Origin of the sequence: Streptomyces griseofuscus, assembly GCF_014673495.1 — a bacterium.
Taxonomy (GTDB): Bacteria; Actinomycetota; Actinomycetes; order Streptomycetales; family Streptomycetaceae; genus Streptomyces; species Streptomyces murinus.
In genome coordinates this window covers 7399278-7414311 of sequence record NZ_CP051006.1, presented here as the reverse complement: position 1 = coordinate 7414311, position 15034 = coordinate 7399278, and the positions used below count along the sequence as shown (strand labels likewise).

Below are 15034 nucleotides of genomic sequence, written 5' to 3'. Positions count from 1 at the left end.
GGATCTCGCTGGCATAGTGCGTTCATGGAGATCATGTCCGCAGGCAGCCCGGCGGGCCCCCCGGGCCAGGGCTCACGGAAGGCGCGCGGAACGAGGCGTCCCCGCCGCACGGCCCTCGCCCTCGCCGGTGCCCTCACCCTCACCGGCGCCGCCCTCTGCTACGACCTGCTCCCGCGCGGGGGCCAGGGCTCGCGCGCGCCCGGCCCGGCCGCCGCACCGGGGCGCGCCGCCGCCTCGGGTCCGACAGGAGGCGCACCCCCGTCCCCCGGCGCCCCGGGTATCGGCGACCCGCTGATGCCGCTCGCCGGGAACGGGGGCTACACGGTCCGCCGATACACGCTGGACTTCGACTGGCAGGCACCCCTGACGCCGTTCGAGGCGGGCGCCACCATCAGCGCCGCCGCCACCCAGGCCCTGTCCCGCTTCGACCTCGATTTCGCGGGCAACACGCTGCACCGGGTCACCGTCGACGGCTCCCCGGCCAGGTACGCGCGCGACGGCGACGAACTCGTCGTCACCCCGGCCCGGCCGATCCCCCGCGGCCGGGCCTTCACCGTCCATGTCGCCTACACCGCCGACCCCACCCAGCAGCGCCACCGCGACGACGCGATCCGGGACTACGGCTGGGTGCCCACGCCCGACGGCACCGTGGTCTGCGCCCAGCCCGACGGCGCCAAGATGATCTTCCCGGCGGACGACCATCCGAGCCTGCGCGCCCCGATCACCTTTCATGTCACGACCCCCGCAAACGTCGGTGCGGTGGCCAACGGACGCCTCGTCAGCACGACCGCGCGACCCGGCGGCCGCGTCGAACGGACCTACGACTCCGAACAGCCGATCGCGGCCCAACTGGTCCAGCTGGCGATCGGCAGGTTCCGCGTCGTCAACAGCACCGGCCCGCGCGGGCTGCCGGTGCGTGACGTGGTCCCGGACGACCTGGTCGGCGACACCGCGGAGTACCGCTCGCTCACCCCGGAACACCTGGCCTGGCTCGAACAGCGGCTCGGGCCGTATCCGTTCCGCCGCTACGGCGTGCTGGTCGGCGACACCGAGCTGCCGGTGGCGCTGGAGACCCAGTCGCTGTCCGTCGTACCGAAGGACGATCTGCTCGGCGACCGGGTCGACGCCGAACGCAATCTCGTGCACGAGCTGACGCACCATTGGACCGGGGACAGCGTCGCCATCCGGCGCTGGTCCGACCTGTGGCTGAGCGAGGGTCACGCCCGTTTCTACGAACGGCTGTACTCCGACTCGCACGGCGGCGTCAGCCTGGACGACGCGATGCGTGACGCCTACGAGCAGCACGACCAGTGGCGCCACGACGACGGCGCGCCGGCCGAACCCACCGCCGACACGCTGTTCAAGGTGATGCGCTACGACGGCTCGGCACTGGTGCTGTACGCCCTGCGGGAGAAGGTCGGCGCCGCGGTCTTCGAGCGGATCGAGAAGTCCTGGGTGAGCACCTACCGGGGCCGCGCGGCCGGCACCCGGGACTTCATCGACCTCGCCTCCCGGGTCGCGAAACAGGATCTGAAACCCTTTCTGACCGCCTGGCTCCACGGCCCGCGCACCCCGCCCATGCCGGGCCACCCCGACTGGCGGGTCGAGCCGGTCGAGGACTGACCCGGATGCCCTCCGTCACCGCCCCGTACGGGCACCCGTACTGACGAGCCGTCGGGGCGGAGCCGCTGCCGCCGACCGGGTGGCCTCTGCCGGGCCGCTGGTCCACCCCGGTGACGGTTGGCGCGACGGGACACGCGGGGCACGGAAACGTACAAGGGGTGGTTGTCAGGGGCAACTCCTTTGTCCTGGCTGCGAAGAGCGCGTTGAACATGTTTGGAGACCCGTGCCATGAAAAGACCCACCGCCCCACGTGTCCCCAACGGCCGCGTGTGCCGCCGGACCGCATGCGCCATCGGATCGGCGGCTCTGCTGGCCCCGCTACTGCTCACCCCGCTGACCGACGACGACGCACCCGAGCAGCGCCTTCAGGTCGCCTTCACCGATGCCGCCCACGACTTCCATGTGCCGCGCAGTGTGCTGATGAGCGTGTCCTATGTGCAGACCCGCTGGGACGCCCACCCGGGCTCCCCGAGCGTCGCGGGCGGCTATGGGCCGATGCATCTGGTGGACACCAGTCAGTTTCCGGCGGCCTCGCCCACCCCGGGCGTCCAGGGCGGTGGCGCGCTCCAGCCCAGCGCGGGAGCTGCGGGGGCGCCCGCCGCGCGGCCGGACGGGGTCCTGGCCGGCCGGTCCGTGAAGCCGGCGGACCTCCAGCGCGCCGCCCGGCTGACCGATGCCCCGGCCGGGCGACTGCGTACCGATGCCACCGCCAATGTGCGCGGCGGCGCCGCCCTGCTCGCGGCCACCCAGCAGCAGCTGGGCAAGCCCTTGAGCGACAATCCCGCGGACTGGTGGGAGGCGGTGGAACGTTTCCCCGGCACTCCTGACGTCAGCTCGGCCGCGACCTATGCGAACGATGTCTTCTCGGTCATCCGTAAGGGCGCCCACCGCACCACCGCCGAGGGCCAGGAGGTCTCCCTGCCCGCGAGCCCCTCCGTGCGCCCCCACACCGTCCGCACCGAGAAGCCCCAGCACGCCAAGGGGACTGAGTGCCCGGCCGAGGTCGCCTGCGACTGGCTCGCGGCGCCGTACGAGGAGATCGACGACGACGGCGACTACGGCAACCACGACCTCGCCGACCGGCCGCGCGACCAGAAGATCGAGTACATCGTCATCCACGACACCGAGGCCAAGCTGTCGAGCATGTTCCAGACGGTCCAGGACCCGACCGAGGCGTCCTGGCACTACTCGATCCGCTCCAGCGACGGCCATGTCACCCAGCACGTCCAGACCAAGGACGAGGCCTGGCACTCCGGCAACCAGTACGTCAACGCCCGCTCCATCGGCATCGAGCACGAGGGCTTCCTCCGGCAGCCGGGCACCTGGTTCACCGAACAGATGTACAGGACCTCGGCCCGTCTGGTGCGCTATCTGGCCAAGAAGTACGACGTCCCGCTCGACCGGCAGCACATCTTCGGCCATGACAACGTGCCCTCGCCGACCGGCGACTCCATCCCCGACATGCACGACGACCCGGGTCCTTTCTGGGACTGGCGCCACTACTTCGACCTCCTCGGCGCGCCACTGAAGGCCACCGCCGGGCCGAACAGCGACATGGTGACGGTCCTTCCGGACTACGCCACCCACTCGCCCAAGTTCACGGGCTGCCTCAAGCCCGGGGCGCCGTGCCCGAAGCACGGCTCCAGCGCGGTGCGCATGTACACCCGTCCGGACGAGAAGGCGCCGCTGATCCAGGACCCGGGCCGCCACCCGGACGGCGGTGACTCCACGCTGGACGTCGACGACCTGGGCGCGCGGGCCTCGGCCGGGCAGACCTTCGCCGTCGCGGAGCGCCGAGGCGACTGGACGGCGGTCTGGTACCAGGGCCGCAAGGCCTGGTTCAAGAACCCGAAGAAGCAGGCCACGGCGGTCGGCGCGGCCGGAAAGATGGTGACGCCCAAGGAGGGCCTGAACGAGATCCCGGTCTTCGGCCGCGCCCTGCCCGAGGAGGACGCCTACCCGGAGGGCATGGAGGGGGAGCCCGAGGCGCCGCTCCCCTACCACTTCCGCGCGGGCCAGCGGTATGTCACCGAGGGCACCATCGACAGTTCCTTCGTACCGCGCTCGGCCTTCGTCGACAGCCCCGAGCCGGTGGTCAGGGGCGACGAGACCTACTACCAGATCCAGTTCGACCACCGGATCGCCTACGTCCGCGCCAACGATGTGGACGTGATCGGCTCGGCCGTCGCAGCGGGACCGTCCTCGGCGCCCCAGGGCGGCTCGACCGGCAACTGACGGCCGCGCGGTCCTCAGGCGCCGAGATCAGCCCGGTCCCCCATCACCACCACGGGGTGCCGGGCCGGATCGAGCGTGCGCAGCAGCGTCACCATCGCGCTCTTCGGCATGCTCACGCAGGCCGAGGTGCCGCTCCCGTGGTCCAGATGGAGCCATATCCCGCCGCCCTTGGCCGCGCCCAGGGGGCGTGCGCCGTCGCGTGGCGGGGTGCCCGGTACGCGGTTGTAGTCGATGGCGATGACGTAACCGAAGTCGTGCTGGTACGCCTTGGGCCACTCCTTCGGGGACGCGTAGGCGTAGGTGTTGTGGTCGTACGGCAGCTTGCTCCCGGGGTCGGCGAACGTACCCCCCGCGGCGGACAGCGTGAACACGCCCACCGGGCTGCGCTTGTCGTCCTCGTGGTGGTCGAGGGTCCAGCCGCGCCGCCCGTTGTGCGCCGCCCAGCTGCCCTCCCGGTGCCAGCCGCCGCCCTGCCGCACATAGAGCACCACTTCGGACTCGGCCGACTCCCGGCCCTTGCCGTACACGGCCACGACCTGGCGGGACTGTGCGGGTATCCGTGCGTACAGACGTCTGCCGACACCCGGGACGCGGACCGGGTCGGGGGCGGGCGCGGAGCCGGAGGCGGTCGACGCGGCCGGGCCGTGGTGGCCGGGCGCGGAGCCGGAGGAGGCCGTCCCGCAGGCCGAAAGGGTCGTCAGGAGCAGGGTTCCGAGGGCCGCCGCCCAGCGCGTCGAGCGCCGCTCACTGTCTATATGCACCCGGCCATGCTGACATGACGTCCGATTGACTCGAAAACCGTTTGAAATTCCCGACTCTGCGAAGCGACCCTTTCACGGCTTGTCCCCGGCCGCCGCCACCTCCGGCTGCCGCCGTTCCCTGACACGCTGTCACGAGCCATCTGGACGTCATGCAGATTCACGACCTTCCCTATCCCGACCCCGGTGTGCCCGACGCACGCTCGGGGCCCCGATTCCTGTGGTGGCTCTGGCGCAACCAGCTGGGCGGCCAGCTCAAGGCGCTGGCCTGGGGCCTGCTCCACTTCGTCGCCGTCTCCGCGCTGCCCTTCTGCGTCGGCTTCGCCGTACAGGCCGTCGTGGATCGGTCCGGCCACCGGCTGGCCCTGACGGGCGCTCTGATGCTGCTGTGCGGCACGGCCGTCGCGGTGGGCGACACCTTCCTGCACCGGGCCGCCGTCACCAACTGGATCACCGCCGCCGCCCGCGTCCAGCAGCTCCTCGCCCGCAAGGCGGCCGACCTCGGCTCGGCGCTCACCCGGCGGGTGGCGGCCGGCGAGGTGGTCGCCGTGTCCACCGGAGACGTGGAGAAGATCGGCTGGTTCGTGGAGGCGGTGTCCCGCTTCACCGCCGCCGCGGTGACGGTGGTCGTCGTCTGTGCGGGCCTCCTCGTCTACCAGCCCGCGCTCGGCACGGTCGTCGCCGCCGGGCTCCCCGTCGTGGCCCTCGCCGTGCTGCCACTGCTGCCACGCGCCACCCGCCGCGCCGACGTACAGCGCGAGAAGGCGGGCCGCGCCACCGAACTGGCCTCGGACACCGTCGCCGGACTGCGGGTGCTGCGCGGCATCGGCGGCGAGGAACTGTTCCTCGACCGCTACCGCCACGCCTCCCAGGAGGTACGCCACGCGGCCGTACGCAGCGCTCGTATGTGGTCACTGATCTCGGCCGTGCAGGTGCTGCTGCCGGGACTGCTGCTGATCGCGGTCGTCTGGTACGGCGTCCACCTGGTCCGCGAAGGCCGCATCGCCGTCGGTGAACTGGTCACCGTCTACAGCTCGGTGATGGTCCTGAGCTATCCCTTGCAGCACTTCGAAGAGATCGCCATGTCCTACTCCTTCTCCCGCCCGTCGGCCAAGCGCGCCGCACGGGTGCTGTCGTTGGAACGGTCGGCGGCGGGCGGAGACGTCCGCGAAGCGGCGGGCGGCGACCGGGCGGAGGTGCCCCGCGGCGATCTGTACGACCCCGGCACCGGGCTGACCGCTCCGGCCGGGCGGCTCACCGCGGTGGTGTGCGGCGACCCGGACGCGGCCGGCCGGCTCGCGGAACGGCTCGGCGGCCACCCCACGGAACCGGGCCGCTCGGTGCTGCTCGGCGGGACGGCCCTGGACGAACTCCCGCTGGACCTCGCCCGGACCGCCGTCCTCGTCCAGGACAAGGACCCGGTGCTGCTCTCCGGCACCCTGCGCGAACTGCTCGACGTACCCGCGTCCGGCGCCGTCACGGCCGCCGACGCGCTCGCGGCCGCACGGTGCGAGGACGTCCTGGACGCCCTGGTGCAGGGCTCCCTGGACGCCGCCGACCCGATGGACGCCCGCATCACCGAACGCGGACGGTCCCTGTCCGGCGGCCAGCGCCAACGGCTCGCCCTCGCCCGGTCCCTGGTCACCGACCCGGAGGTGCTGGTGCTGGACGAGCCGACCTCCGCGGTCGACTCGCACACCGAGGCCCGCATCGCCGACGGACTGCGCCGGCTGCGCTCGGGGCGCACGACGGTGGTGTTCACCTCCTCGCCGCTGCTCCTGGACCGCGCCGACCGGGTGGTCCTGGTCCACGAGGACGAGGTTCTGGCGACCGGCACGCACCGGGAGCTGTTCGAGAACGAGCCCCGGTACCGCGCCGTGGTGACACGGGAGACGGAAGCCGAACCCGCCACCGCCGACGAGGAGGCGCTGCTGGACGCGCTCGGCGAGCTGGCAGAGATCGAGGAGAGCGCATGATCGGCGTCGCACCACCGGCCCACGACCCGGCGGCCCCGACGACCGCCACCACCCTGCCCGTCGGCACGGCCGCGACCGTACGGGCCTACGTCTCCGAGCTGTTCCGCCGGCACCGCCGGGCCTTCCTGCTGCTGATCACCGTGAACACGGTGGCCGTGATCGCGTCCATGACCGGCCCCTATCTGCTGGGCGACCTGGTCCAGCGGCTGTCGGACGGAAGCCGGGAGCTGCATCTCGGCCTCACCACCGGCCTGTTCCTGCTGGCGCTCGCCGTACAGGCGGTGTTCGTCCGGCAGGTGCGGCTGCGCGGCGCCATGCTCGGCGAACGGATGCTCGCCGACCTGCGCGAGGACTTCCTCGTCCGCTCGGTCGGCCTGCCGCCCGGCGTGCTGGAACGGGCGGGCACCGGCGACCTGCTCTCCCGTATCACCACCGACATCGACCGCCTCGCCAACGCCATGCGCGAGGCCGTACCGCAGCTCGCGATCGGTGTCGTATGGGCCCTGCTGCTGCTCGGCGGGCTGGTGGTCACGGCGCCGCCGCTGGCTGCCGCCGTGCTGCTCGCCGTGCCGGTGCTGGTGGCCGGGTGCCGCTGGTACTTCAAGCGGGCGCCCGCCGGCTACCGCTCCGAGGCCGCCGGATACGCGGCCGTCGCCGCCGCGCTCGCCGAGACCGCGGACGCGGGCCACACCATCGAGGCGCATCGTCTGGGCGCCCGCCGCGTCGCCCTGTCCGAGCAGCGGATCAAGTCCTGGAGCGCGTGGGAAAGGTACACGCTCTGGCTGCGGTCCGTGCTGTTCCCGGTGATCAACGCCACCCACGTCATCGTCCTCGGCTCGGTCCTGATGGTGGGCGGAACGCTCGTCCTGCACGGGTGGCTCGGGGTGGGCCGGCTGATCACGGGCGCGCTCGTGGCCCAGATGCTCGTCGACCCGGTCAACCTGATCCTGCGCTGGTACGACGAGGTGCAGGTGGCCCAGGTGTCGCTCGCCCGCCTTGTCGGGGTCCGGGAGATCGAGCCGGGCGCCGGGGACGCGTCGGTGGCGCCCGAGGGGAGGGACATGCACGCCGACCGGGTGCGCTTCGGCTACCGGGAGGGCGTCGACGTGCTGCGCGAGGTGTCCCTCAAGGTCGCGCCGGGCACCCGGCTCGCCCTGGTCGGCCCCTCCGGCGCGGGCAAGTCCACCCTGGGCCGACTGCTCGCCGGGATCTACGCGCCCCGGGACGGCCGGGTCACCCTCGGCGGGGCCGAGCTGTCCCGGATGCCGGCCGAACGCGTCCGCTCGCACGTCGCCCTGGTCAACCAGGAGCACCACGTCTTCGTCGGCTCCCTGCGGGACAACCTCCTGCTGGCCCACGACGGCGCCGACGACGCGGAGCTGTGGGCGGCCATGGGCGCCGTGGACGCCGACAGCTGGGCCCGGGCACTGGACGAGGGCCTGGACACCGAGGTCGGATCCGGCGGGCTGACGCTGACCCCGGCGCAGGCCCAGCAGATCGCGCTGGCCCGGCTGGTGCTGGCCGATCCGCACACACTGGTCCTGGACGAGGCGACCTCGCTCCTGGACCCGCGCGCGGCCCGCCATCTGGAGCGGTCCCTGGCCAGGGTCCTGGACGGCCGCACGGTCGTCGCCATCGCCCACCGGCTGCACACCGCCCACGACGCCGATGTGATCGCCGTGGTGGAGAGCGGCCGGATCAGCGAGCTGGGCAGCCATGACGAGCTGGTCGCGGCTGGCGGCGCGTACGCGGCCCTGTGGCGATCCTGGCACGGCTGACCGCCCGGCCCGGGCGGGCCCCTCGGGGGCTGCCCGGGCCCCGTGCCGTTGCGCGGTGGTGAGCAGCAGTGGAAGGCTGGAGAACGGCACTGGCGCGAGTTTCGCCCGGGAACCTCCCGGTTCGCGCCGTGCGACATCCGTGCCGCGTGTGCCGACGGCCCGCCGCCTGCTTCGGCGGTATCCGGCCGTCCTCACCACCTGGAGGTAGTCGTGGACAGCGCCGACAGCTGGGGGGACGACGTCTACCAGCCCGATCCCGACCCCTCGGAGGTCCGGGAGGACTCGGGGGTGCTCGACGTCGAGGACACTCTGGACTTCGACGGTGTCGACGACCCCCTCGACCGCGGCTGGTCGCCTCCGGAGCGCCCCTGGGCGGTGGAACACGACGGCGTGACCGCGGCCGAGCGAAAGGCGGGCGAGACCCTGGACCAGCGCCTCGCCGAGGAGATGCCCGACCAGGAGGTCCCCGACGACGACGGCATCGGCGATTGCGAGGGCACCGACGGGGAACTCCTCGACAACGAGGTCGGCGATCTGCGCTCCGGCCGCCTGGTGGCACCCGACGAGGGGGCGCACGAGGACGAGGAAGCCGCGCTCGTGGCCAGCGACGTCGGCATCGACGGCGCCGCCGCCTCCGCCGAGGAGGCCGCGATGCACATCGTGGACGAGGACTCCCTCTCCGGGTGACCTCCGGGCCCCGGCCGTCCGGCCCGCGCCCTGCCCGACCGCCTCGCACAAGGAGCCGCCATGCAGCAGGACAAGCACCCCGACTACCACGCCGTGGTCTTCCGTGACCGCGCCGCCGGCTACGCGTTCCTGACCCGGTCCACCGCGCGGAGCGAGCAGACCATCGACTGGGACGACGGCGAGACCTACCCGGTGATCGACGTGGAGATCTCCTCGGAGAGCCACCCCTTCTACACCGGCAAGGCCCGCCAGGTCGACACCGAGGGCCGTATCGCCCGCTTCGAGCGCCGCTACGGCCAGGCGGACGCGGGCGACGCCACCTGATCCGGCGGGCGGCCTCAGATCACGCGGCCTCAGATCACATTGAGGGCCGCCGCACAGCCCACCCCGCCGAGCACCATGAACACGGGCATCAGAACCTTCAGCTCGACCCAGCTGCCTGCCCGGAAGCGGATCGCCTTCGGCGGACCCACCGGGTACCAGCGCTTGCGGCCCAGCGGGATCGGCCACAGGATCGGGCAGCCCGAGACGGTCAGCGCGTCCCCGATGTCGTGCACCAGCGCGCCCAGCACGATCGGCAGCCCCAGCCACAGGTACTGCTGACCGGGCTCGGTGAACAGCCAGTCCGAGCCGTTGCCGGGCTTGTCGAGGACACCCGCCAGGATCCAGGCGGAGGCCGCCGCCAGCAGCCAGACCAATATGTCGCTGCTGGAGCCCCGGGCCGCGCGCCACAGCAGGCCCTCGATCGCCAGCACCATGTGCACGAACAGGATCGCCAGCACCGCCCAGCGGCCCCCGGCGATCGCCGCCGCCGAGGCGCCGGCGCCGATCAGAACCGCCCAGAGCCAGGTGTGCGTCAGGGTGCGGTGGCCGCCGGAGCGGCGCGGGTCGCCCTTCTTCCTGGTCGCCTTGTAGACGGCGTAGGACAGCTTGTCCACGATCTCGCAGAGCCAGCGCGAGATCGGCCCGAAGGCGTGCGAGATGGTGGCGGCCTTGTGGTCGAGGTCCGGTGCGAGCGCGGCGCCCGCGCAGATCAGGGCGCCGACCAGCAGGACCGGCCAGGGCATCGGGTGCCCGGCCGCGGCGGCGGCCGCCCCGACGCCGAGCCAGGCCGCGGCTCCCGACAGTGAGTGTGCTGGTCCCATCATGGCCGCTTCCCGCCCCATTCCTCGTATACCGCTGTCCAGTTGGCACGGAGCGCTGACGCCCCGTCGGCGACACAGCGTAGCTGCCGTGATCTTCCCGGCCCCAGCCGATTCCCCGATCGGGGAGGAGGGCAGGCAAGATGGGAGGGTGACCCTCATCGATCAGCTGCCGCCGACCGCCGACCCCGACGCCCTGTACGAAGCCTTCGAGTCGTGGGCCCAGGAGCGCGGCCTCACCCTCTACCCCCACCAGGAAGAGGCGCTGATCGAAGCGGTGTCCGGGGCGAACGTGATCGTCTCCACGCCCACCGGCTCCGGTAAGAGCATGATCGCCGCGGGTGCGCACTTCGCGGCGCTGGCCCGGGACGAGGTCACCTTCTACACGGCACCGATCAAGGCCCTGGTGTCGGAGAAGTTCTTCGAGCTGTGCAAGCTGTTCGGCACCGAGAACGTCGGCATGCTCACCGGCGACGCCTCCGTGAACGCCGACGCCCCCGTGATCTGCTGCACCGCCGAGGTGCTGGCCTCGATCGCGTTGCGCGACGGCAAGAACGCAGATGTGGGCCAGGTCGTCATGGACGAGTTCCACTTCTACGCGGAGGGTGACCGCGGCTGGGCCTGGCAGATTCCGCTGCTGGAGCTGCCCCAAGCGCAGTTCATCCTGATGTCGGCCACTTTGGGCGATATGTCGTTCTTCGAGAAGGACCTCGCCCGCCGCACCGGCCGCCCGACGGCGGTGGTCCGCTCGGCGACCCGTCCGGTGCCGCTCTCCTACGAGTACAAGCTGACCCCGCTCACCGAGACGCTCACCGAGCTGCTGGAGAGCAAGCAGGCGCCGGTGTACATCGTCCACTTCACCCAGGCGCAGGCCGTGGAGCGGGCCCAGGCGCTGATGAGCATCAACATGTGCTCGCGCGAGGAGAAGGACCAGATCGCCGAGCTGATCGGCAACTTCCGCTTCACCACCAAGTTCGGCCGCAACCTCTCGCGGTACGTCCGGCACGGCATCGGTGTGCACCACGCCGGCATGCTGCCCAAGTACCGGCGGCTGGTGGAGAAGCTCGCCCAGGCCGGCCTGCTGAAGGTCATCTGCGGCACGGACACGCTCGGCGTCGGGGTCAACGTGCCCATCCGTACCGTGCTGTTCACCGCGCTGACCAAGTACGACGGCAGCCGGGTGCGGACCCTGCGGGCGCGCGAGTTCCACCAGATCGCGGGCCGGGCCGGCCGCGCCGGGTTCGACACGGCGGGCCTCGTCGTCGCCCAGGCGCCCGAGCACGTCATCGAGAACGAGAAGGCCCTGGCGAAGGCGGGCGACGACCCGAAGAAGCGGCGCAAGGTGGTGCGCAAGAAGGCGCCGGAGGGCTTCGTCGCCTGGACGGAGAACACCTTCCAGAAGCTGATCGACTCGGAGCCGGAGCCGCTGACGTCCCGTTTCCGGGTGACCCACACCATGCTGCTGTCGGTGATCGCCCGGCCGGGCAACGCCTTCGAGGCGATGCGCCATCTTCTGGAGGACAACCACGAGCCGCGCAAGCAGCAGCTGCGGCACATCCGCCGGGCAATCGCGATCTACCGTTCGCTGCTCGACGGCGGCATCGTGGAGAAGCTCGACAAGCCCGACGCCGAGGGGCGCATCGTACGGCTCACGGTCGACCTCCAGCAGGACTTCGCGCTCAACCAGCCGCTGTCCACCTTCGCCCTCGCCTCGTTCGAACTCCTCGACCCCGAGTCGCCGTCCTACGCCCTCGACATGGTCTCCGTGGTCGAGTCCACCCTGGACGACCCGCGGCAGATCCTCGTCGCCCAGCAGAACAAGGCGCGCGGCGAGGCGGTGGCCGCGATGAAGGCCGACGGCGTCGAGTACGAGGAACGCATGGAGCGCCTCCAGGACGTCACCTACCCGAAGCCGATGGAAGAACTGCTCTTCCACGCGTACAACACCTACCGCAAGAGCCACCCGTGGGTCGGCGACCACCCGCTGTCGCCGAAGTCGGTCGTCCGCGACATGTACGAACGCGCGCTCTCCTTCACCGAGTTGGTGTCCTTCTACGAGCTGGCCCGCACCGAGGGCATCGTGCTGCGCTACCTCGCCAGCGCCTACAAGACCCTCGACCACACCATCCCGGACGACCTGAAGTCCGAGGATCTCCAGGACCTGATCGAGTGGCTCGGCGAGATGGTGCGCCAGGTGGACTCCAGCCTGCTGGACGAGTGGGAGCAACTGGCGAACCCCGAGGAGATGACCGCCGAGCAGGCCCAGGAGAAGGCCGACGAGGTCAAGCCCGTCACCACCAACGCGCGCGCCTTCCGGGTGCTGGTCCGCAACGCGCTGTTCCGCCGGGTGGAGCTGGCCGCGCTGGACCAGGTCGAGGAACTGGGCGAGATGGACGCCGAGTCCGGCTGGGACGCCGACGCGTGGGGCGAGGCAATGGACAAGTACTGGGACGAGTACGAGGATCTCGGCACCGGTCCCGACGCCCGCGGTCCCAAGCTGCTGGTCATCAAGGAGGAGCCGCAGAACGGCCTGTGGCGGGTCCGCCAGATCTTCGACGACCCGAACGACGACCACGACTGGGGTATCAGCGCTGAGGTCGACCTCGCGGCCTCGGACGCCGAGGGCCGTGCGATCATCCGCGTCACCGACGTCGGCCAGCTGTGACCACAGGAGAATCTCACCCATGACGACGAACCCGGCGGAAAGACTGGTCGATCTGCTCGACCTGGAGCAGATCGAGGTCAACATCTTCCGCGGCCGCAGCCCGCAGGAGTCCCTCCAGCGGGTCTTCGGCGGCCAGGTGGCGGGCCAGGCTCTGGTCGCCGCAGGCCGCACCACGGACGGCGAGCGCCCGGTGCACTCGCTGCACGCGTACTTCCTGCGCCCGGGCCGCCCCGGGGTACCGATCGTGTACCAGGTGGAGCGGGTCCGCGACGGGCGTTCGTTCACCACGCGTCGGGTCACCGCGGTGCAGCAGGGCCGCACGATCTTCAATCTGACCGCCTCCTTTCACAAGCCCGAGGAAGGACCGTTCGAACATCAGCTGCCGCCCGCCCGTGAGCTGACACACCCCGATTCGCTGCCGACCGTGGCCGAGGAGATACGCAAGCACCTGGGCGCGCTGCCGGAGCAGTTGGAGCGGATGGCACGCCGCCAGCCCTTCGACATCCGGTACGCCGAGCCGCTGCGCTGGAACGACGAGGAGGTCAAGGGCGCCGAGCCGCGCAGCGCGGTGTGGATGCGCGCGGTCGGACCACTGGGCGACGACCCGCTGGTCCACACCTGCGCGCTGACCTACGCCAGCGACATGACACTCCTGGACGCGGTGCGCATCCCCATCGAACCCTTGTGGGGCCGCCGGAGCTTCGACATGGCCTCGCTGGACCACGCCATGTGGTTCCACCGGCCGTTCCGCGCCGACGAATGGTTCCTGTACGACCAGGAGTCACCGATCGCCACCGGCGGCCGGGGCCTCGCCCGCGGGCGGATCTACGACATCGAGGGGCGACTGCTCGTCTCGGTCGTCCAGGAGGGACTGTTCAGGTCTCTGTAGAGAACCGTCGGCCGGCTGCGATCGCGGATGCTCAGACCTCTGTGGGCCGAAGCGCTTCGCGGCGCAGCCAGGCGCGCAGACGGCGTGTGGAGCGCGGTGGCGTGGGCCCGGTTGCGGGCAACCGGGGTACGGGGGACGGAGCGGGCCGCACCCGCGGCACATGGCACCGCTCGGGCGCGCGTCCGCCGGGGATTCGGCGCGGCTCGACGACCCGCATCAGCGACTCCGCCGCCCGCCTCGTCGGCTCGGCCTTGCCCGCCATCGATTCGTCCGTGGGCTCAGCCGGGTTCACCGGCACCAGCGTCGGCATCGGTTCCACCCGTGCCGTGACCGTGCGTGCCAGCGGTGGGATCGGCCGTGCTGTCGGACGCGGCGTCGGCCCGGTGCGGCGGGCGGTCGGGCGCGGGGCCGGCGAGAGGGCGCGTGCTTCCTCGACCGAGTGCGCGAGGTCGCTGCGCAGCCACTCGATCTCGTCCGCGTCCTGCGCGGTCGTGATCCGCTCGGCGACATGGGCGAATGAGGTTCCGGCGAGAGTCTGGCCGGGCAGGGCGGGCCGCAATCGGTTCACCCAGGCGCGCTCGTACGGGTCCTCTACGACGTCGGCGACCTCGACGGGCGGAAGCAGGGCGGCGAGAGCCCCGGCTCGGGCCCATGGGTCCTCGGCCTGTCGCAGCAGGCATCCCAGTTGCCGCATGCGCCAGTTGCGGGCGCGCAGGTCCACGCCCTCCGCGAGCTGGGCGCGCAGCGTCTCGGGTGTGCGGCCCTTGAGCAGATGCGTGTTCTCGGCGACGGCCGCGAAGTGCTTCAGTTCCCCGGTGAGATAGAGCCAGACCACGGCGCCGTACCGGTTGACGTAGACCTTCGCGGGAATGAGCAGGCCCAGGCGGGCGAGGCGGGTGAAGCGGCCGGCGGAGATGTCCATCAGCTCGGCGCCGTCGGTGGTGCCCACGACGCGCACCCGATCGCGGAGCGTGTCCGGGAATCCGTCCTGCGCCCGGAGCCGGTCGATCTCCGCGCGCTCCACCAGTCGGCCCCCTCCCCCGCCCTCGTCGGGCACGGTCCGCACATGGCCGAGCTGGACGGCGAGGTCGAACTCGCCTCGCAGGAAGTTCAGTTCACGAGCGGCTCGGCTCGGCGTGCAGGTGTCGGAGCGGACTGGCTCGAAGGTGTGTGCCGACATGGTCGCACTCCCCCATGGAGTCGGTGGCTCACGCCCTGTGCGATCGCCGTGCACACACCGTAGCCGGATCGGCGCATCGCGTGGTCGGCCTGTGGATAACT

11 protein-coding genes are annotated in these 15034 nt (G+C 71.7%); 8 read left to right on the top strand and 3 right to left on the bottom strand.

The genetic code is table 11. The features are described from left to right. The first annotated feature begins 24 nt into the window (after nucleotides 1-24). Together HEP81_RS33615 and HEP81_RS33610 are read left to right on the top strand one after the other, a co-directional pair. Complete coding sequence (locus HEP81_RS33615; RefSeq protein ID WP_243279674.1) at nucleotides 25-1623, top strand: M1 family metallopeptidase; 1599 nt, start codon at nucleotides 25-27, stop codon at nucleotides 1621-1623. A gap of 228 nt (nucleotides 1624-1851) precedes the next feature. After that, the gene (locus HEP81_RS33610; protein WP_078967533.1) at nucleotides 1852-3858 is read left to right on the top strand and encodes an N-acetylmuramoyl-L-alanine amidase; all 2007 of its coding nucleotides are present in this window, start codon (nucleotides 1852-1854) and stop codon (nucleotides 3856-3858) included. A 14-nt stretch (nucleotides 3859-3872) separates the two neighbouring features. Here the strand turns inward: HEP81_RS33610 and HEP81_RS33605 are convergent, their stop codons facing one another. Next, nucleotides 3873-4613 (bottom strand): L,D-transpeptidase family protein, encoded by a 741-nt coding sequence (locus HEP81_RS33605; RefSeq protein WP_037659180.1) that lies wholly within the window; start codon nucleotides 4611-4613, stop codon nucleotides 3873-3875. Between the two features lie 155 nt (nucleotides 4614-4768). On the opposite strand from HEP81_RS33605, the gene HEP81_RS33600 reads away from it, so the two are divergent. The 4 genes from HEP81_RS33600 (at nucleotide 4769) to HEP81_RS33585 (ending at nucleotide 9381) form a co-directional block, all read left to right on the top strand. After that, nucleotides 4769-6592, top strand: a complete 1824-nt coding sequence (locus tag HEP81_RS33600; protein WP_037659088.1) for an ABC transporter transmembrane domain-containing protein — start codon at nucleotides 4769-4771, stop codon at nucleotides 6590-6592. Then, entirely contained in the window at nucleotides 6589-8370 is a 1782-nt protein-coding gene (locus tag HEP81_RS33595; RefSeq protein ID WP_037659090.1) for an ABC transporter ATP-binding protein, read from the top strand. Before HEP81_RS33600 ends, HEP81_RS33595 begins: the two co-directional genes overlap by 4 nt. Before the next feature lie 210 nt (nucleotides 8371-8580). Further along, entirely contained in the window at nucleotides 8581-9057 is a 477-nt protein-coding gene (locus HEP81_RS33590; RefSeq protein ID WP_037659092.1) for a DUF5709 domain-containing protein, read from the top strand. A 60-nt stretch (nucleotides 9058-9117) separates the two neighbouring features. Further along, complete coding sequence (locus HEP81_RS33585) at nucleotides 9118-9381, top strand: type B 50S ribosomal protein L31 (protein WP_037659094.1); 264 nt, start codon at nucleotides 9118-9120, stop codon at nucleotides 9379-9381. A 29-nt stretch (nucleotides 9382-9410) separates the two neighbouring features. On the opposite strand, the gene HEP81_RS33580 is transcribed toward HEP81_RS33585, so the two are convergent. Further along, nucleotides 9411-10205, bottom strand: coding sequence for a metal-dependent hydrolase (locus HEP81_RS33580; RefSeq protein ID WP_037659096.1), 795 nt, complete (start codon nucleotides 10203-10205; stop codon nucleotides 9411-9413). Between the two features lie 145 nt (nucleotides 10206-10350). Between HEP81_RS33580 and HEP81_RS33575 the strand changes: the two genes are divergently transcribed. Together HEP81_RS33575 and HEP81_RS33570 are read left to right on the top strand one after the other, a co-directional pair. Then, the gene (locus tag HEP81_RS33575; RefSeq protein WP_037659098.1) at nucleotides 10351-12864 is read left to right on the top strand and encodes a DEAD/DEAH box helicase; all 2514 of its coding nucleotides are present in this window, start codon (nucleotides 10351-10353) and stop codon (nucleotides 12862-12864) included. Between the two features lie 19 nt (nucleotides 12865-12883). Further along, on the top strand, nucleotides 12884-13753 hold the full coding sequence (locus HEP81_RS33570; protein ID WP_037659100.1) for an acyl-CoA thioesterase: 870 nt from the start codon (nucleotides 12884-12886) through the stop codon (nucleotides 13751-13753). 31 nt (nucleotides 13754-13784) lie between these two features. Here HEP81_RS33570 and HEP81_RS41755 read toward each other — a convergent pair whose 3' ends face one another. Continuing rightward, nucleotides 13785-14933, bottom strand: a complete 1149-nt coding sequence (locus tag HEP81_RS41755) for a DUF6397 family protein (RefSeq protein ID WP_421673942.1) — start codon at nucleotides 14931-14933, stop codon at nucleotides 13785-13787. Nucleotides 14934-15034: the final 101 nt, after the last annotated feature.

Bases quoted from the DNA above. Each gene is read 5' to 3' on its own strand.
- HEP81_RS33570 (WP_037659100.1), top strand. From the start codon at position 12,884: ATGACGACGAACCCGGCGGAAAGACTGGTCGATCTGCTCGACCTGGAG.
- HEP81_RS41755 (WP_421673942.1), bottom strand. From the start codon at position 14,933: ATGTCGGCACACACCTTCGAGCCAGTCCGCTCCGACACCTGCACGCCG.
- HEP81_RS33610 (WP_078967533.1), top strand. From the start codon at position 1,852: ATGAAAAGACCCACCGCCCCACGTGTCCCCAACGGCCGCGTGTGCCGC.
- HEP81_RS33615 (WP_243279674.1), top strand. From the start codon at position 25: ATGGAGATCATGTCCGCAGGCAGCCCGGCGGGCCCCCCGGGCCAGGGC.
- HEP81_RS33585 (WP_037659094.1), top strand. From the start codon at position 9,118: ATGCAGCAGGACAAGCACCCCGACTACCACGCCGTGGTCTTCCGTGAC.
- HEP81_RS33595 (WP_037659090.1), top strand. From the start codon at position 6,589: ATGATCGGCGTCGCACCACCGGCCCACGACCCGGCGGCCCCGACGACC.
- HEP81_RS33580 (WP_037659096.1), bottom strand. From the start codon at position 10,205: ATGATGGGACCAGCACACTCACTGTCGGGAGCCGCGGCCTGGCTCGGC.
- HEP81_RS33600 (WP_037659088.1), top strand. From the start codon at position 4,769: ATGCAGATTCACGACCTTCCCTATCCCGACCCCGGTGTGCCCGACGCA.